The organism is Pseudomonas sp. MWU349 (genome assembly GCF_017947325.1).
In the GTDB taxonomy this organism is placed as follows: Bacteria; Pseudomonadota; Gammaproteobacteria; order Pseudomonadales; family Pseudomonadaceae; genus Aquipseudomonas; species Aquipseudomonas protegens.
This window is the reverse complement of record NZ_JAFEVP010000005.1, coordinates 624252-641802: the sequence shown is the minus strand read 5'-3', so window position 1 is coordinate 641802 and position 17551 is coordinate 624252. Positions and strand designations below refer to the sequence as shown.

Here is a 17551-nt window from a genome sequence, read left to right as displayed (position 1 = left end):
GCGCGACATCACCGCCATCGCCAGCCAGATCGAAGCCAAGCGCGATGTGGCGATGACCGCCACGGAAAACCTGAGCCTGGTTTCAGCGGCCAATGAGCAGCATGCGTATAGCAAGACCAAGAAGGTCACCAGCCAGGAGGATCATGTTCAGCAGGTAGGCACCACCTTGGTCGCCGGCGGCAATGTGGCGCTCAAGGCCGGTGAGGACCTTGCGCTGACGGCCAGTCGGGTGACGGCGGGGGATGAGGCGTATCTCTATGCGGGCGGTGATGTGAACCTCAGCGCTGGGCAGAACAGCGACTACAGCTATTACCGCAAGACCAAGACCAGCAGTTCCGGGCTGTCCAGCAGCCAAAAAACACGGATCGACAGCAACAACTCCGTCACCCAGCAGGGCTCCTCTGTCAGTGGTGATACGGTGGTCATCCGCGCCGGCCAGGATATTGGCGCGACCGCCAGCGATATTGTCTCCACCCACTCCACCAGCCTGGTTGCAGGGCGCAATGTCGAGATCGATAGCGCCACCGAAACCTACGAGCAAAGCCATTCGACATCGAAGAAAAAGTCCGGCTTGTTGAGCAGTGGTGGGATTGGTTTCACCCTGGGTTCAACTAGCGCTCAGAACACCTCGTCCAGCACCACCGAAAACGCCAAGGCCAGCACCATTGGCAGTGTGCTGGGCAACGTCGATATCCAGGCCGGCAAGGACCTGACTCTTAAAGGTTCCGACGTCATCGCCGGCAAGGACATCAGTCTCGTCGGGCAGAACGTCAACATCCTCGCGGCGGAAAATCACAACAAGAGCGAGCAAACCTCCAAGACCAAGACCAGCGGCCTGACCCTGGCGCTGTCCGGAACCGTCGGCAGTGCCGTCGACGCCGCGTACCAGACCACCAAGCAAGCCAAGGAGGAGGACGATAGCCGCCTCTCTGCCCTGCAAGGCATCAAGGCTGGCCTGACCGGTGTCCAGGCCTGGCAAGCGGCCCAACAGGGCGGCGGGATGAACGGCGATAACATTGGCCAGTTCGTCGGTATCAGCATTTCCCTGGGCTCGCAGCAGTCCAGTTCCAAGCAGACTCAGGAGCAGGTGGTCAGTCAGGGCAGTAGCCTGACCAGTGGCAACAACCTTTCCATTGTGGCTGCCGGTGGCGGTACCGCAGGGGCGGATGGCGATATCCGCGTGCAAGGCAGCCAACTCAAGGCGGGTAATAACGTGCTGCTCGCCGCTGAGCGTGACATTCAGCTTGAGGCCGCGGCCAACCGGCAAAAGCTTGATGGCAAGAACAGCAGCAGCGGCGGCGCCATTGGCGTCAGTTTGGGCGTTGGCCCCAACGGCGCAGGCCTGAGCATCTTCGCCAACGGCAACAAGGGCGTGGGCAAGGAAAAAGGCACCGGTACCACCTGGACCGAGACCACCCTGGACGCCGGTAACCAGGCAAGCCTGATCAGTGGGCGGGACGCCGCGCTCAAGGGCGCGCAGGTCAATGCGGACAAGATCACGGCCAAGGTCGGGCGCGACCTCACGCTGCAAAGTCTGCAAGACACCGACGACTACAAGTCCAAGCAGAGCAATGTCAGCGGCGGTGCCAGCTTCACGTTCGGCACGATGACGGGCAGCGCCTCGGTCAGCGTCAGCCAGAGCAAGATCGACTCCAAGTACCAGAGCGTGCAGGAACAGACCGGGTTGTTCGCCGGCAAGGGCGGCTATCAGGTTGAAGTGGGCAAGCACACCCAGCTCGATGGCAGCGTCATCGCCAGCACCGCAGAAGCCGACAAAAACCGCCTGAGCACCGGCACCCTGGGCTGGAGCGACCTCAAGAACGAGGCCGAATACAAAAGCCAGATGCAGAGCGCCAGCGTCAGCAGCGGTAACGGCGGTGCCGATGGCTTCACCAGCAACATGCCCAGCGGCATGTTGATCGCCTACAACCACGGCGGCAGCGCCAGCGGCACCACCTCATCGGCAATCTCCAACGGCACTTTGGACATTCGTGATCCAGGCCAGCAGAAGCAGGATGTTGCCACCCTCAGCCGCGACGTCGAACACGCCAATGGCAGCATCAGCCCGATCTTCGACAAGGAGAAGGAGCAGAAGCGCCTGCGGGAGGTGCAACTGATTGGCGAGATTGGCACTCAGGTGACGGACATTGTTCGGACCGAGGGGCAGTTGAAGGCCGATCAAGAGGCGAGCAAGGAACTTGAAGAGAAAGGTATTTATCGACCAGGAAGCAATGCCAGCAAAGAGGAGGTTGAGAAGTACCAGACGAAGCTGATTGCTACTGATGCCTATCAGCAGATCATGGGCAAATACGGTACGGGTGGTGATTACCAGCGAGTTGCTCAAGCGGTGACTGCTGCCTTGCAAGGCTTGGCGGGTGGTGACATCGGTTCAGCTCTGGCCGGCGCCTCGGCACCGTACCTGGCGCAGTTGATCAAGAAAACCACGGGTGACAATCCAGCCCTCAACACCATGGCTCACGCGGTGCTGGGAGCTGCCGTTGCTCAGGCCCAAGGTAACTCGGCAATAGCGGGCGCTGCAGGTGCTGCTGGTGGAGAGCTGGCTGCTCGATTGATCACCCAGCAGCTGTATGGCACCAGCGATACCAGCTCCCTCAGTGAAGAACAAAAGCAGACAGTGGCTGCGCTATCAACGTTAGCCGCTGGGCTTGCGGGGGGAATTGCGAAAGGCGATAGCGCGGGCGCAATTGCGGGTGCCGGGGCTGGCAAGAATGCTGTGGAAAATAATCATTTAGGAACAGGGGTCAATATTTTTGGCCATCAATTGGGTAAGGACCAAGTAGCGGAATTTGGCAACGAACTCAAAGCATCCTGTGGTGATTCCGGAGGGCTGCAAGCTTGTCTGAAAACTTACGACACATGGAAGGAAACTTCCTACCGGCAGGGCGGACTGGAGACAAAAGAGGCTCAGGCGGGCTGGGAAGAGTTCGTACAGGCGGTTTACACAGAGAAAGTGCTGCCTCTATGTAAAGGGAACGCTGCTTGTGAGCGCAATGTTGCTACCCATATGGCCGTCACGACGGTGACGTATGCGGGCGACAGCGTAGGTATAGGTCAGGCAATTGGGGAGGCTACCCGGGCAGTCAATTTGGCTAATGGAAACTGGGTTCGCGTTGGGTTGCAAGTCGTAGAGGATGCGAGCTTACTGGCTACGCTTGGCAGCATGGTGGGAGTGTTCTCAAAAGTAGGGAGTGCTGGTGGTGCAGGGCAAACCGCCAAGAATCCTAATCCGACAAGTGCTTTGACAGATGCTGAAACTGGGATTAGTAAACTACCAAAAATTTGGGATGTACCAGATACTACAATTAATAAATTTCCAGCAAGTTGGGCTGTTTCTCCAAATAAAAAAGGCACTGGGTTTAGATGGCAAGACCCCCAAAACAAAGGAAATGGTGTTCGGGTAGATAAGGGGGAACCTCATATAAGTCAGCCAACTCAGCAAGTGGATCACGTTATTGTTAGGTCGAATGGTCAGGTTATAGGTAGAGATGGTAAACCTGTTATAGGGTCTATTAAAGATCATGCAGAGCAAGTTCATATCCCATTGAGTGAGTATAAAAAATGGAAAACTTGGAACTCTCCGAACTAGAATATCCTACGATGAGAGACGAACTGATTTCCTACTTGGAGGGGTTGTCCAGTGCTGATTATCAATACAGAGCATGGGTGTCTAGATCTGACTCGGATATAGCCTATGATGAGTTTAATTACACTGTTCATTTTTTATACGATGATACCGATTTAGCAACCGACCCTCGTTCTTGGATCGGAATTGTGCTTAGAGGGGAAAACGAAGCAAGAGCAATTTCCGATGTTGTTAAGAGTATTGATAAGGTTTTCGATAAATATGGGACTTGTCTTGCGGATGAGGACTATCTGACAAAGCCTGAATGGGCTGATGTTATTGAGTCATCAAAAAACGCTTTAATAGAGTTTTCTCAGATATAGACGTCTTGATTTTATCTAATGCTTAAAGTTAAAGATCCCCGGTTCACGCCGGGGCTCTTCAGTATGTTGTAAAGCAAATTACTCCCACAGGTTGTGGAGTTGCCTGCGGTGAGATGATGCTGAGAGATCGTGGGATTTTTGCTACTCAAGTTGAGCTGGGGACAGAGCTTACCTCTATGAGTACGTTGGCAAACAAGCCGGATAAATTTGACTCTGGTTGGGCAGATAATACTGTTGATACTTCTAGTTTTAATGCATTGAATAAAACAGGCTCGTGGAGTGCAATGATGTGGGGTTCGGGAAATAAAATAGGGCGTTGGGTTGTTGTTAATGGGATTGATGACGCGGGCCGAGTGTTGATTAAAGACCCGTTCAATGGAAATCAATATAAGATAGGTGTTGATAGCTTTAAGGACGTGTGGAATGGGCAAGCCGTATATAAGCAGTAGTGTTGTAATTCGGTCGATTTTTTATTCTGAGGACTCTCAGGGGATTCTTTATGTTTTTCTAGTTGACGGCTTTGAGTGAAAACTAACCGGGAAGATGCATGGTGACTCAGATATAAGAGGTGTTGAGTATAGTGACGAATTGGACGAGTCTGTGATGTCACTCATGCCATTTGATCAAAAAAACATCCAAAAATTTGTTCTTAATATCCTGGATGTATGTTGACGGCGAGGACATTGAGTTTCCAGTTACTTTAATCCGATTGTGATTTTTTAGAAGCAAAGGGAGGTGTCAGTTCGAGCGCAGTTGTGGGTTACATTAATGGAGTTGGTGGTGCCATTAAAAGAGGGTCAACTATCTCATATCAGCAGAAAGGGTATTTTATTTCACAGGATGAGCTGCCGGTATGTGGTCCTGCTTGTTCAGCTATGACGATGACAGATGGTAAAGAAGTTCTTGGTAGCCTAGAGAGCACGATAGGGAAGTAATATATGAGGTTAATTGTTGTGAGTTGTGAAGCGAAAGGCGATGGAGTGTATTCGCTTTACTTAGAATATGGTGGGCGGCGATTTTTAGAAGAGGTAAAGGTGAGTCAAGGTGTCGTGCCATATGTTGAGTACGGAGTAAATCTTCAGAGGGTAATGCATAAAAATGCTGAAAGTGTGAGAAATATGCATCGTTTGGTGTTTGAATTTTGTCGGGAGGAGTACGTGGATTTTCCTTTTTATGTTGGTGATTTCTAGTTATGTAAGGCTCTTATATGGTTAGGTTGGTGTGGAGTTGTGAGAGAAAAATGCTGATGTGAAGTTAAGTGCTTGGTTTTTATTCGAGATATTTTTGGTGTTAGGGAGAGAGCTATAGTGGTTGAGAAAAAGAAGTATATTCGTATTGCTGCCCTGCTACTCATTTCGCTAGTGATTTCTGGACAATCTGCAAGTGGAGGTGAAAAGGCATCTTTAGACGGAAAGTCCACAAGTACGCTCTACAAAAAAGTGATTTGTATGGAGTCTGGTTTATTAATATCAATGAGGGAGCTTCGACGGGGATAATTCTATTGGTCCTTAAGGATGATGGTACTGCGATTGATTACTTGGTCATTGATGATGGAGATGCCTCGCAAAAAATTATTCAGAGGTCTTCGTGGGTGTATGATTCGGAGCGTAATATGTTCGAACAGAACATAAGTGAAGTATCGGTTCAGAATGGCAACGAAACCTCGGTTGTCTCTCATTCGCATGAAGTGATACGGGCATCAATAGCTCTACAAAAGTTAGGGGGCGAGGTAGTAGGTATAAAATTCACAAGGGATGATGGCGAAATTACTGGTTTTTTTAAGGGCGGTGCCAATATGCTTGAATTAATCAGGCGTGGGCAATAATAGTCGTATTGTCAGTTCTTAAGTGGTTTTCGATAAGATAGGTTTCGAGAATGGCCCCGAGTGAGTCGTGAAGTAAATCTTCAATTCTCTGGATCAGTATATACGTTTGTTAGATGATGTGGAGAATGTGGTGAGTAAGTTAAGGGCGTGGTCAGTGATAAATGTTGGGTTTCTCAAGCTTGAAATGTTCTGAATTTGTTTTTGAAGCTTCTTTGGGCGAACGTGTCGCCGTTGGGCCGTAGATAGGTTGCAGGCTGTATCACGACTTGACTCTAGAAGATGTACTCAAGGAGTTTTATTTAGTAAGTCGTAATGAAATAAATATTTCCTTTCCTATTTATCTTCTGTTAAAAGAAACTCAATATATTTAAAAAAGGTTCTGGCCAAGGGTTAAGGTGCTCCGGTTTTGGTTGACCTTTGGTCTCTACGCATATTTCAGATGTTAGAGTCGACGAGCAAGAATATATGGTCTTCGGTATGGGGGGTATAGAAGCGAAACTCATGTGCGAGTTTTGTCCGAAGTGATAGGTTGCAATTTATTAATGTCCAGAAAGGCCAATTTCTTCTGTTCTCCGGGCAGGCTGTTGAGGTTTCTCGGGTCAGGAAAATGCTTGGTCATGCAGGGGTTTTATGTACCATCACACCTGATTTTAAGTGGGATTGATCAGGTGGCGATTGTTGTTTGTTAAGCCTCTAAAGTGAATAAGTTAGTTCTTTTATTAACTTAGCTGCAACTTCCGAAAGTACAGGCTATACATCAACCTCCCTTGAATACTCCCGCTCCTGCGGAAGCAGTCTGCTGGCCCCCTCCAAGTCCCCTTCCTGAATGAGTCGATAAATCGAGTGCGCCAACGGCGTGATATCGATAACCCGCTGTATCCACTGGTTCACGTACAGCTGCACGGCCTCCTTGCTCAGGCCGATCTGGATCGCGCGATGTTCCTGGGGCCGCAGGTACAGGTCACGCTCCGGGTCCCATTGAATCCGCACCGGCGACTGGTCTTTCAACTTCAACCACTCTTCCTTGCTCATGGACTCGTCGACATGGCTCAGGCAGCCGTTGGCCAGGGCCCATTCGAAGCCTTCGCGGCTGATGTCGATGGCCAGGATGCGGGTCTGTCCGGCGTCCTTAAAACCCCAGCCGGCGCGGTACATCATCCAGAGGAAGGACGGCTTTATCCAGGTCATGCGCTCCATCTTGAAGGGTGGGGAGACGAAGGTGCCGTGGGCCAGGGCGGCGTCGGCGATGCTGTCGGAGTAGGCCTGGTAGACGCGAATGGTGTCGGCGTCGTAGAGCGCGCGGATCTGGCGCTCGGGGATTTCTGTTGCGGGTTTATGCATGGCATTTCCTTATGAAGAATGGGCGGCCGGGAAGCCGCCCTGGGGTGTTTAGAGTTCGGCCTGCGGTTGCAGGCGCCGTGATGTCACATCCAGCAGATCACAGCCATCGCGCAGCAGGATGCGGCACACCAGGGTCAGTTCCTGCAAAACCACCGGTTCGCTGCGCAGGGGCTCGGCGGCGAAATTCTCCAGCAGTGGGGTCGCGGCGCGGATGCGAAAGGCTGCGGCGTCGTGCAGCACATCGATGGGCGCCTAGGTGTCGATCAGCAGGGAAGGAATCAGGCAGTCGTGGCCGGTTAGGGATATATAACGGTTCATTAGTACACCTCGCTTAATGGATCGATGTACTCGTTACTCCGGTCGCCAAGCTAGGTCGCCATATGGGCGACGGCCGGACTATAAGCCGCGGGCTTGCGAGGGTGCAAGGCAAGTGTGGTGGCGTCTTTTCCGAGAGCGTTGTAGGGCTTTTTCCGCACACATCCATCCCGCTTGCGACTGTATTTCCAGGTGTTTAGCCAGGGCGCTTTTGGCGAACGGTCGGCTAGCCTGTATGTACATTTGTAAATACGGAATTGCTCATATACGTTGCATGGGACGAGGCCAAGAACCACGCCAACATCCTCAAGCACGGCATCGATTTCAACGATGCGGTGCTGATGTTTCAGCGCCCGATGCTGTCCTTGCGCGATGAGCGCCTGGACTACGACGAGGAACGCTGGATCAGCCTCGGTTGGATCAGGACCCTGGTGGGCGTGGTGGTCCATACCGAGCGGCGGGGTCATGCGGTGCGCATTATCTCGGCGCGAAAAGCCACTAAGCGGGAGGCTAAATATTATGTCCAACGGATCGAAAACTGATTGGGATCGCCTGGCGAAAACCGATGACCAGGGCATCGATACTTCTGATATTCCCGAGCTAAATGACGATTTCTTTCGCCGCGCCGAGGTGCACCTGCCGGGCAAGAAGGCCGTGACCATTCGCCTGGATGCCGAAGTGCTGGAGTGGTTCAAGGGCCAGGGCGCGGGTTACCAGACGCGGATCAACCAATTGCTGCGCCAGTTCATGCAGGCCCACCGGGACTGAGGCCCGCCGCTCTTTCCGGCCGGCCGTGGAAGGTGGTCGCCATTGCGATTCCTGTCTGAAATATTCATTTACAACTACCCCCGTCCTCAAGCTCAATCTGCTCCCTTGCCTGGTGTGAAGGAGTGCGCTCTTTCGTGCAGGCTATAGTCTTGTGCTCACCCTGATCTCATCCGCAAATAAGGTGCTTTCGTATGTCTCGCTTTGCCTCCCGCAATACTTGGCTGGCCGCTGGTGCCGTGCTGCTGTGCCTGCAGTTTCCCGTGCAGGCACAGGAGCGTTTTACCCTGAACATTCCCGGGGTCTCGGATGACCGGCTGTTCACCACCGGCAATGCCAGCGATGCCAAGGGCTGTGGCGGGCACAATAATTCCCCGGCCTTGAGCTGGACAGCGGGCCCAACCGGGACCTTGAGCTACGCCATCGTCATGCACGACCCGGACGGGGCCAAGGGCCAGGGCGTGGATCACTGGGTGCATTACGGCATCAAGCCCACCACCCGGCAGATTCCCGCCGGTGCCGGCAACAAGCCGAACCTGGAAGGGCTGGCCGGCCTCAACAGCCGCAACGGTACTTCCTATATGGGCCCATGCCCGCCGGTGGGTGACAGCGCGCACCACTACATCATCCAGATCTACGCCCTGGACCTGCCGCCGGAAGCCCTGCCCGCCGGGCTGACCCGTGCCCAGTTGCTGGAAAAGATCAACGGTCACGTGCTGCGCAACAGCAGTGTGGTGCGCCGCTATTCACGCTGAGTGAAATTTTTTTCGAAGGCTTAACCCGAATCGCCCAGGGGCGTCGTCTGAAGGGAGGAATGGATCATTTCTTTCCGAGGTCAGCCCCATGTCCCTTCCCGTGCATTTCCTTCGTCCGGCCGCCCAGGGTTTTGCCGCCGGCCTGTTGCTGGCAGTTGCCGGCTGTGGTGTGTCGTCCAAGCCCGAATCCGCTGCCGGCTCGTCAACCCAGGGAGCATTGCAGGCTGCGCCTCAAGCGCAGTACGAGGTGCAGCACGCCGATGCCACCATGGCCAAGCGCGCTGTGCATCCGATGAGGTTGTCAGCGCCGATGCCGGCGCCCATTAGCTCACGGGATTCGCTGGTGGCTGGTTACCGCGACGAGCCCCGGGAGCAGTACCAGAAACTACCGGCCAACCCGATCCACAGCGTCGCCGAAGCACCGGTCTCGACCTTCAGCGCCGACGTCGATACGGGTGCCTATGCCAACGTCCGCCGCTTGCTCAACCAGGGCAGCCTGCCGCCGGAGGGCGCGGTGCGCCTGGAGGAGCTGGTCAACTACTTCCCCTACGATTACGCCCTGCCCACGGACGGCTCGCCCTTTGGCGTGACCACCGAGCTGGCGCCGTCGCCGTGGAACCCCCATACCCGCCTGCTGCGCATCGGCATCAAGGCATCGGATCGCGCGGTGGCGGAGCTGGCCCCGGCCAACCTGGTGTTCCTGGTGGATGTCTCCGGCTCCATGGATCGCCGTGAAGGCCTGCCCCTGGTGAAAAGCACTCTCAAGCTGCTGGTGGATCAACTGCGGGACCAGGACCGGGTGTCGCTGGTGGTCTACGCCGGTGAATCACGGGTGGTGCTGGAGCCCACGTCCGGTCGTGACAAGGCGAAGATCCGCACTGCCATCGACCAGCTCACCGCGGGTGGTTCCACGGCGGGCGCCTCGGGTATCCAGCTGGCCTACCAGATGGCCCAGCAGGGTTTTATCGACCAGGGCATCAACCGCATCCTGCTGGCCACCGACGGCGACTTCAACGTCGGCGTCAGCGACTTCGACAGCCTCAAGGCCATGGCTGCCGAGAAGCGCAAGAGCGGTGTCTCCCTGACCACCCTGGGGTTCGGTGTGGATAACTACAACGAGCACCTGATGGAGCAACTGGCCGATGCCGGTGACGGCAACTACGCCTACATCGACAACCTGCGCGAAGCGCGCAAGGTGCTGGTGGACCAGCTCAGCTCGACCCTGGCGGTGGTGGCCAAGGACGTGAAGCTGCAAGTGGAATTCAACCCGGCCCAGGTCAGCGAATACCGCCTGCTGGGTTATGAGAACCGTGCACTCAAGCGAGAAGATTTCAGCAACGACAAGGTCGACGCCGGGGAAATCGGCGCAGGGCATACGGTTACCGCGTTGTATGAAATTGTCCCGGTGGGCGAGAAGGGTTGGCTGGAGCCGCTGCGCTATGCCCAGGCCAAGGCGCCGCAACAGAGTGGCAAGCAGGGCGAACTGGCGATGCTGCGGGTGCGCTACAAGGCGCCGCAAGGTGGCAGCAGTCGTTTGATCGAACGGCCGATCAGCGCGCAGCAGCCGGCTAAGCTGGCCGAGGCCAGCCCGGACCTGCGCTTCGCCGCTGCGGTGGCGGCGTTCTCCCAGCAACTCAAGGACGGCCGCTACACCGGCAACTTCAGCTTGAGCGACACCGCCAAGCTGGCCCGCGGCGCCAAGGGCGAAGATCCTTACGGACTGCGCGGCGAGTTCGTACAACTGGTGGAGCTGGCGCAAAGTCTGCAAACTCAGGCGCCGAAAACCCAGACGGGAAATGCTGCCCAGGCCGAGGCTCAGCCGTTGGACATGAGCCAAGTGCAGAGCCGCCTTGAATAGACCCATAACGAGCAGTGAACAGGAGTTCATCCGCCCCATGTCTGCTCCCCAAGTGTCCACCGATGCCAGCAGCGATGAAGCGCTGCTGGCGCGTTACCGTGCCGGAGATCCTGCAGCTTTCGAGGTGCTTTACCAGCGCCATCGCCAGGGCTTGTATCGCTTTGTGCTGGGCCTGTGCGGCAAGGCCGAGCTGGCGGATGAGGTCTACCAGGAAACCTGGCTCAGCCTGATCCGCAGCACCAGCCAGCCCCAGGGCCGGGCCAGCTTTCGTACCTGGCTGTACCAGATTGCCCGCAACCGCTTGATCGACCACTGGCGCAAGCACGGCCAGCGCAACCCGTTGCACGATAGCTATGACGAACAACTGCACGGTGAAGCCGACCATGCCCCCGGCCCCGAACAGCAACTGAGCCTGTGCCGCGACCAGCAGCGTATCGAAGCCGCCCTGCAGGACCTGCCCGAAGACCAGCGCGAGGTGTTCCTGCTGCGGGCCCACGGCGACCTGGAACTGCCAGAAATCGCCAGCCTGACCCAGGCTCCCCTGGAAACGGTGAAAAGCCGTTTCCGCTATGCGTTGAAAAAATTGCGTCGGCTCCTGGCCGAGGAGGTACTCACATGACTGACGCCCCACAGACCCCAACCCCCGAAGAGCAGATACTGGCGCATATCCGCCAACACAGTACCCAGGAGCCGCCGGCCCATCTCGACGCCCTGATCCTGGCCACTGCCCGCCGCGAAGCCCCGGCGCCCAGGCCCGGCCTCTGGCAACGCTGGATGCAGGCCTGCCTGCGGCCGCGTTATCAACTGGCTTTTGCCAGCCTGTTTGGCGTGGCGCTGGTCATCGGTTTGCTGCGGCCCTCCCCGGAGCACTATCCACAACAACAGGCTTTTGTCCCCAAACCCGCTCCAGCGCCTGCGGCGCCCATGGCGCGTGAGTCGGCGCCACCTGCCGCCGAACTGGCCGGAGCCTTGAGCGCCCCGGCGCCTGCTGCCCCAGCGCCAATCGCTCCGGCGGAACCTGTGGGCAGTTTTGCCGCCGCGCCGCATATGCAAGCGCTCAGTGATGCCGCGCCTCCCGCGCTGGCCGAGCCCAGGGTCGAGGCGAGCAAGATGGCCAAGCGCATGTCGGCGCCGGTCGCGCCCCGGGCGATCAAGCGATTGAATGAGCAACTGCAGACAGTGCTGCGTCTATGGGACGAGGGCCAGAACCGCGCGGCGGCCGAGCTGCTGCTCCAGCTGCAGGAAACTTATCCACAGGAGGATCTGGACGCGCGCCTGCAAGCCTTGCGTCGTCAATAAGCTGCGGGGGTTGGCTGTCGCAGCGGAAAACGCGCACTATCTGCCCAGTTTCCAGAAAGTGAGAGGCCGGTCATGGCACCCCGCATCGACCGTATTGCTGCAATGTTGAACTGCCCGATCAAGGGGGCGGAGCTGCGCCAGGCCATCAAGGAAAGCCGCAAGGACTTTGGCCTTGAAGAGGGCGAGGACCTCGATCAGCAGGCCGACGACGAAGACGATCAGGCGGACCCGCACTCCGACGCCGTCGAGGAGGAATGATTCGGCAGCCCCTGCGCTCAGGCGTAGGGGGTGGCGGGCAACTCGATGAACTCGGCGCAGGCACCGTCCGCGGTCATGCGCCGGGCCCGTTCCGGCAGCAGTCGGGCGTGGTTTTCCACTTGCCAGCGATACCAGCTCAGGCGCTGCACGATCCGCCGCCGGCAGGGCTCCGGCAATTGCCCCAGCAGGTCGACACTCTCGGGCGCCCAGCGGGCTCGGGTCGAGTAGTAGCAGAACAGGTTTTCCCGCAGGCCGAAACAGTCCTCAATGCTTTCCTCGACGCTGTATGCGTAGCGCTCGAAGCTGGCGCTCAGTTGCTGTGCGCCTTCGGCGTTGTCCCGCAGGTAGGCGAAGATCCCTGGCCAATTGATGCAGTACAGGTGCTCGTCCCAATCGCCGTCCCGGGTCAGGTACTGGCCCTGGCCGCGAAAGAACTGCAGCACTTCCTCGCGCTCCAGAGCCACTTCAAAGTTGCTTTTCATCGGGTGTTCCCTTGACGTCGGCGATGCTCACAGATAACGCCACGCATTCGATCACGCAATCGAAGCCGATTTCCAGGCGTAGGTGATAACCGGGGTCCAGGCGAGTGAGCTGGGTGCGCATGCGCCCGTCGAAGCGCGTGCCGCTGACTGCCAGTTCGCTGATGCCCTGGACCTTGAGCACGAAACTGCAGTGGGTCGCCGCCTCGATCACCGGCCAGCTGGCAGGCACAGACAAGCGCGGCAGTTCACCGCTCAGGTGCAGGCTCAGTTGCTCGCCCTGGAACTGCGGGCCCGAGGTCTCCAGGTCATAGGGCGTGGCGGTCACATCGAACTCGGCCCGCCAGGCTTCAGGGTTGTCGATGCCGAACAGCCAGTCCTTGCCGAAACGCTCACGGTGCGGGATTGCCCGGCACTCTGCCAGCGAAGGCAATTGCGCGCGGACCAGGTCTTCCTGCCAGCGCTCCCGTGCCGCGTTCAGCAGGCGCTGGAAAAGGTCCCGGCTGTTGTCGATCACCCCTGGCCAGTTGCTGGGCCACTGATCGTATTCGTAGTCGTCCTCGATGGGCTCCCAGATCTGTTCGAAGTCATAGTCCGGGTCATCCAGGGCCGCTTGCAGCACCTCCACCAACCGCTGTCGATGCCGGAAATTCTCCCGGGAACCGTGGCGCATCAGGCCGTAGTGGCGGACCAGGTATTCGCGGTCGTCCGGGTCATTGGGGTTGTAGCGGTTCAGTTCGGCATCCAGGGCCGGGGGCATGTCATAGCCCATGAACCAGGTGACCCAGTCGCGTATCTGGGGCTCGAAGGGTTGATTGTGCAGGGGATGGCGCAGCATCGGGACCTCCTGTCCGGGGGCGGCGAATGTAGCAAGTTGCGCCTCGCCAGGACAGCCCGGGGCCGTCATGTGTGCGGGGTGCCGGCCGGGCATTGCGCCGTTTTGCATCGCGGATCAACAAAAAAGCCCCAGGCCGTAAGACCTGGGGCTTTTTTGCTGAAGATGGCGCACTCGGCGGGATTCGAACCCACGACCCCTGCCTTCGGAGGGCAGTACTCTATCCAGCTGAGCTACGAGTGCAGTGCGGGCGACATCATACCTATGTCGACTCGGGGCGTCCACGCCGGTTTTCATCGGCTGGTGGTTGTCCGTCGCAACCCCCGGAAACCCGGGCCGTAGTGGCAGTTTTTCCTGCTGAAGCTTATTCGTACCTGCGCGCAACCTGCAGCCAGAACCGTGCAATCACGGGGCACAGGGAGGTGCAGGAGATGAACTGTTCCATGCCGGGCGGCCTGCAAGCGGGCCTGTCGGACCAACTGTTCGAGGCCAGCTGGAGGGCGGTATTGCCCAGTTTGCAGCGCCGCGCCCGACAGTTGGCGCGGGGCAACGCCGATGGCGCCCAAGAGTGGCTGGCGGCCACGGCGATCAAGGCGCTGCTGTTCTTTCGCCGCTCGCCGGAGCGGATTCGCGACCCCCAGGGCTTTCTGTTCCTGGTGCTTGATCATGTGTTTGTCGACAGCTGCCGCCGGCAGGCCCGGGAGCAGCGCCTGTTTGTGGATTTCGCCGGGCTCGAGGATGACCCGCTGCAGCAACTGGAGGCCCCGCAGATGTCGGTGCTCGACCAAGTGGAATTGCTGGAGACCCTGGCCCTGCTCAGTCGACGGGTGGCGCAACTGCCGCCGAAGAAGCGCCGCCTGTTTGAACTAAAGTTTGTCGACGACCTGCCCTATCCCCACATCGCCGCCGAGCTGGGCATGAACCAGCCCTTGGCGCGCAAGTATGTGCAGCTGTTGCGGGCGCAGTTGCGTTGATGTGGCCTCAGGTTTCACAGCCGGCTCGCTCGGGCGTTCCTGTTCAGTGAGCCTGTTTTCGATGCTGTAGCCGGTGCCGCCGCCTTCTGCGGTGGGCCATTCCATCTAAGGAGAGATGTATGCCCGATCCAATGGTCAACTCGCAGATCACCGATGCCGTCACCCAGACCAACGTCAAGGTCGTGGCCGAGGCTCCGGCCCAGGCCATCGCCTCGCTGTACCAGGTGGCCAGCCACTCGGCCGGCTTGTCTTTGCAGAACGCGGTCAACAGCCAGCAGGCGCTCAACCAGATCTCCAATGCGGTGGTGTCCAAGGCCGTGGCGCTGATCATGGCGATCGGCGAGTAGGGCTGACCGCCCGGGAGAATCGTCATGGCATGGTTCAAGAAGAAAACCCCACCCGCGGCTGCGGCGGATGACACCGCGAGCGCGGCGGCCGGCTCCGGTCCGGAGACGGAAGCGGCCAAGCCTCGTGAGGCCGGGTCGACCGGCACCAATGGGGCGGCCGACCCTGCGCCTTCAGCGCCGCCCGCCGCCGCGCAACCTTCGGTGATGCAGACGATGAACGCGCAGTTGCTCAAGCAGGCCGGCACCCCCAGCACCGACAGCACCGATGCGCTCAACAGCCAGATCGTCCAGGCGGTGCAGTTCACCAATGCCCAGACCTTCAGCTATGCCCCGGCGCAGATCGCCGCAGCGCCGGACATGATGATCAGCCAGGCCGCCGGCCTGGTGGCGCAGTCGGCGGCGGGGTATTTCGACGGGGTCAGCAAGCTGGCCCTGGCGGCGCAGTCGGTGCTGCTCAAGCAGATGACCGAGAACATCGTCAAAGAGAACGTGAAAGGCGCCGCCGAGGATGCCCTGGGCGCCCTGGTCACGGATCTGCTGGTGGGTGCCGCCGCGGCCGTCGCGGCGGCGGCCGGTGCCATGGAAGCCGATGCGGCGGGCATGGCCATCGACAAGATCGACGCCAGCATCGCCAAGTACAGCGACGTTCTGGCCAATCGATCCTCGTCTTCCTGAACCTGACCCTCGGGCGCGCAAGGCGCCCGGGGCCGTCGTGCAAGAGGCGCCGGCGTTCGCCGGCCGCTCTGTTCACCCCAGGCGTTGAAGTTCGACGGACCCGGTGCCCAGCCCTTCGACGCCATTCATCAATAAAGGAGCAAGCAATGGCGAATGAAGAGCAAACCCCGATGGCGACGATACTTCTCTTTGCCGAGAAGTATCTGAATCGCCCATTGAACCAGCATGAGCGCCAGTTACTGCAGGCGTTTGCCCAGGACAAGCCGCTGGACATGTCCAAGTCCGCGCAACAGAGCGTTGATCTGGCGCGGAGGCGGGCCACCGAGTTGATAGAGGCCGATCAACAGCACGCTCGCAAGATCATCGAGCAGTTGTCGGGGGCCGGTGCCGGCAAGGCTGATTCCCAGGTGCGCGAGCTGGTGCTGCGTCAGCTGCTGGCGGCGGCCGAGAGCCAGGCCGCTGCCGCTACTGCCGCGCCGACGGGCGCAGCGGAACCGGCAGCGACGCCGAATGCGGACAACGCCGCGGCCGCGACAGCCACTCCCGCCCCAGCCCCTGCCGACGATCCCGCCCTCAAGGCGATGATCAGCGCCCTGGTGCAGCAGGAGGTAAAAGCCGCCGTCGAGGCGCGCATGGCCGAGCTGTCGCAGAAAGTCGAGGACACCCTCAAGCAGGTGCTCGCCGCTGCCGGGCAATGAACCCCTCCTGAAATAAGCCTGTGGTTCCAGGCCTCGCGGTTCACAGCAAAACGGCTGCCACGTTCACTCAAAGACACGGAATGCTCCGTGTGCCTAACAAAGGAAGTTGAGCCATGCCACTTGTAAACGAACAAATCACCGATGCCGTCACCCAGACCAACGTCAAGGTCGTCGCCGAAGCGCCGGCCATGGCGATGGGCACCATCTACCAATCCATGGCCCAGGCCACCGCGATCCTGTTCCAGAACTCGGTCTCGGCGCAGCAGCAGCAAAACACCCTGGCCCAGGCGGCCACCAACCAGGGCGTGATGCAGATCTACAGCGTCGACACCACCGCCGGGGCGGCGGCCACCGAAAAAGTCGCCCAGGGCGGGGTCTCCGACAACCTCACCAGCCTGTTGACGGTGCTCAAGTCCTTTCAGAGCTGATGGCTGAAAGCCTGATTTTCCGTTGAACCTACCTGCTGAAAAAATGGAGTTTTTATGAGCACAGTCAGTCCGCAAATCACCGATGCCGTCACCCAGACCAACGTCAAGGTCGTCGCCGAAGCGCCAGCCATGTCGATGGGCACCATCTACCAGTCCATGGGCCAGTCCGTGGCCATCCTGTTCCAGAACTCGGTTTCGGCGCAGCAGCAGCAAAACACCCTGGCCCAGGCGGCCACCAACCAGGGCGTGATGCAGATCTACAGCGTCGACACCACCGCCGGTGCGTCGGCCACCGAGAAAGTCGCCCAGGGCGGTGTGGCCGACAACCTCACCAGTCTGTTGACGGTGCTCAAGTCGTTCAGTAGCTGACCGTTCCACAGGCGCCATGCCAGCGCCCCCGCCGCCTGCCATAGGCTGCGGGGGCGTTGTCTTTTGCCCGGCGGCATGGGAGGTTGAAGCGGATTTTTTACCGCTAGGCGCCTTTACGTTCTTTTTTTCGAACAGCCTATTGTCCTTTACCCCCGTTGACCCTAGGATTCGTTTGAGATTTCAAACGCTCTTGCCTGGGTGCCCAAACGCACGTCTATTCTTGTGTGCGACTTTTTCGTGCTTTTACCCAGTGAACGATTTTCCTGACGGCAGCCTGGCCACGGGCTGGTGACAGCGCCCCGGCGCTCTCCTCCTGACCTGGCGCCTTTCTACAATCACAATTCGCCCCGCGTATGCGCGGTGC

At 58.4% G+C, this 17551-nt stretch carries 19 protein-coding genes, 1 tRNA gene and 1 pseudogene; 16 read left to right on the top strand and 5 right to left on the bottom strand.

The window, feature by feature from the left end:
* The 3 genes and pseudogenes from KCG88_RS22975 to KCG88_RS22965 all read left to right on the top strand — a co-directional run.
* Window positions 1–3607, top strand: a 3607-nt coding sequence (locus tag KCG88_RS22975) for a hemagglutinin repeat-containing protein (protein ID WP_246882786.1), incomplete at its 5' end; no start/stop codon positions are given.
* Window positions 3580–3966 carry a hypothetical protein gene (locus KCG88_RS22970; protein WP_080966892.1) on the top strand — a complete coding sequence of 129 codons (387 nt, stop codon included), beginning with the start codon at window positions 3580–3582 and terminating at the stop codon, window positions 3964–3966. The genes KCG88_RS22975 and KCG88_RS22970, both read left to right, overlap by 28 nt.
* Window positions 3967–4040: 74 nt before the next feature.
* Window positions 4041–4415 (top strand): annotated as a pseudogene (locus tag KCG88_RS22965) (cysteine peptidase family C39 domain-containing protein); the annotation flags it as partial.
* A gap of 2126 nt (window positions 4416–6541) precedes the next feature.
* Here the strand turns inward: KCG88_RS22965 and KCG88_RS22960 are convergent.
* Together KCG88_RS22960 and KCG88_RS22955 are read right to left on the bottom strand one after the other, a co-directional pair.
* Window positions 6542–7132, bottom strand: a complete 591-nt coding sequence (locus KCG88_RS22960) for a DUF4291 domain-containing protein (RefSeq protein WP_210713151.1) — start codon at window positions 7130–7132, stop codon at window positions 6542–6544.
* A gap of 48 nt (window positions 7133–7180) precedes the next feature.
* Window positions 7181–7378, bottom strand: coding sequence for a hypothetical protein (locus KCG88_RS22955; protein ID WP_348984533.1), 198 nt, complete (start codon window positions 7376–7378; stop codon window positions 7181–7183).
* 332 nt (window positions 7379–7710) lie between these two features.
* Between KCG88_RS22955 and KCG88_RS22950 the strand changes: the two genes are divergently transcribed.
* From KCG88_RS22950 to KCG88_RS22920, 7 genes are all read left to right on the top strand, one after another.
* Entirely contained in the window at window positions 7711–7989 is a 279-nt protein-coding gene (locus tag KCG88_RS22950; protein WP_210713156.1) for a BrnT family toxin, read from the top strand.
* Window positions 7967–8215 carry a BrnA antitoxin family protein gene (locus KCG88_RS22945; protein WP_210713150.1) on the top strand — a complete coding sequence of 83 codons (249 nt, stop codon included), beginning with the start codon at window positions 7967–7969 and terminating at the stop codon, window positions 8213–8215. Before KCG88_RS22950 ends, KCG88_RS22945 begins: the two co-directional genes overlap by 23 nt.
* A gap of 191 nt (window positions 8216–8406) precedes the next feature.
* Window positions 8407–8967, top strand: coding sequence for a YbhB/YbcL family Raf kinase inhibitor-like protein (locus KCG88_RS22940; protein WP_047335360.1), 561 nt, complete (start codon window positions 8407–8409; stop codon window positions 8965–8967).
* Window positions 8968–9055: 88 nt separating this feature from the next.
* Window positions 9056–10825: a VWA domain-containing protein gene (locus tag KCG88_RS22935; protein ID WP_210713149.1), complete on the top strand. Its 1770-nt coding sequence runs from the start codon at window positions 9056–9058 to the stop codon at window positions 10823–10825.
* A 37-nt stretch (window positions 10826–10862) separates the two neighbouring features.
* Window positions 10863–11444: an RNA polymerase sigma factor gene (locus tag KCG88_RS22930; RefSeq protein WP_210713148.1), complete on the top strand. Its 582-nt coding sequence runs from the start codon at window positions 10863–10865 to the stop codon at window positions 11442–11444.
* Entirely contained in the window at window positions 11441–12124 is a 684-nt protein-coding gene (locus KCG88_RS22925; RefSeq protein WP_210713147.1) for a hypothetical protein, read from the top strand. Before KCG88_RS22930 ends, KCG88_RS22925 begins: the two co-directional genes overlap by 4 nt.
* Window positions 12125–12196: 72 nt before the next feature.
* Complete coding sequence (locus tag KCG88_RS22920) at window positions 12197–12382, top strand: hypothetical protein (protein WP_015633704.1); 186 nt, start codon at window positions 12197–12199, stop codon at window positions 12380–12382.
* A 17-nt stretch (window positions 12383–12399) separates the two neighbouring features.
* Here KCG88_RS22920 and KCG88_RS22915 read toward each other — a convergent pair whose 3' ends face one another.
* The 3 genes from KCG88_RS22915 to KCG88_RS22905 form a co-directional block, all read right to left on the bottom strand.
* Window positions 12400–12864, bottom strand: coding sequence for a hypothetical protein (locus KCG88_RS22915; RefSeq protein ID WP_210713146.1), 465 nt, complete (start codon window positions 12862–12864; stop codon window positions 12400–12402).
* On the bottom strand, window positions 12848–13699 hold the full coding sequence (locus tag KCG88_RS22910; protein WP_210713145.1) for a hypothetical protein: 852 nt from the start codon (window positions 13697–13699) through the stop codon (window positions 12848–12850). Before KCG88_RS22910 ends, KCG88_RS22915 begins: the two co-directional genes overlap by 17 nt.
* Before the next feature lie 163 nt (window positions 13700–13862).
* Window positions 13863–13939: transfer RNA gene (locus tag KCG88_RS22905), tRNA-Arg, on the bottom strand.
* A gap of 188 nt (window positions 13940–14127) precedes the next feature.
* Between KCG88_RS22905 and KCG88_RS22900 the strand changes: the two genes are divergently transcribed.
* The 6 genes from KCG88_RS22900 to KCG88_RS22875 all read left to right on the top strand — a co-directional run bounded on the left by KCG88_RS22900 (window position 14128) and on the right by KCG88_RS22875 (window position 17187).
* Window positions 14128–14670, top strand: a complete 543-nt coding sequence (locus KCG88_RS22900) for a sigma-70 family RNA polymerase sigma factor (protein WP_210713144.1) — start codon at window positions 14128–14130, stop codon at window positions 14668–14670.
* Between the two features lie 119 nt (window positions 14671–14789).
* The gene (locus tag KCG88_RS22895; RefSeq protein WP_011058560.1) at window positions 14790–15017 is read left to right on the top strand and encodes a RebB family R body protein; all 228 of its coding nucleotides are present in this window, start codon (window positions 14790–14792) and stop codon (window positions 15015–15017) included.
* A gap of 24 nt (window positions 15018–15041) precedes the next feature.
* Window positions 15042–15692, top strand: a complete 651-nt coding sequence (locus KCG88_RS22890) for a hypothetical protein (protein WP_210713143.1) — start codon at window positions 15042–15044, stop codon at window positions 15690–15692.
* A gap of 170 nt (window positions 15693–15862) precedes the next feature.
* Window positions 15863–16390: a hypothetical protein gene (locus KCG88_RS22885; RefSeq protein WP_241774794.1), complete on the top strand. Its 528-nt coding sequence runs from the start codon at window positions 15863–15865 to the stop codon at window positions 16388–16390.
* Window positions 16391–16503: 113 nt separating this feature from the next.
* The gene (locus KCG88_RS22880) at window positions 16504–16818 is read left to right on the top strand and encodes a RebB family R body protein (protein WP_011058563.1); all 315 of its coding nucleotides are present in this window, start codon (window positions 16504–16506) and stop codon (window positions 16816–16818) included.
* 54 nt (window positions 16819–16872) lie between these two features.
* Window positions 16873–17187: a RebB family R body protein gene (locus tag KCG88_RS22875; RefSeq protein ID WP_011058564.1), complete on the top strand. Its 315-nt coding sequence runs from the start codon at window positions 16873–16875 to the stop codon at window positions 17185–17187.
* Window positions 17188–17551: the final 364 nt, after the last annotated feature.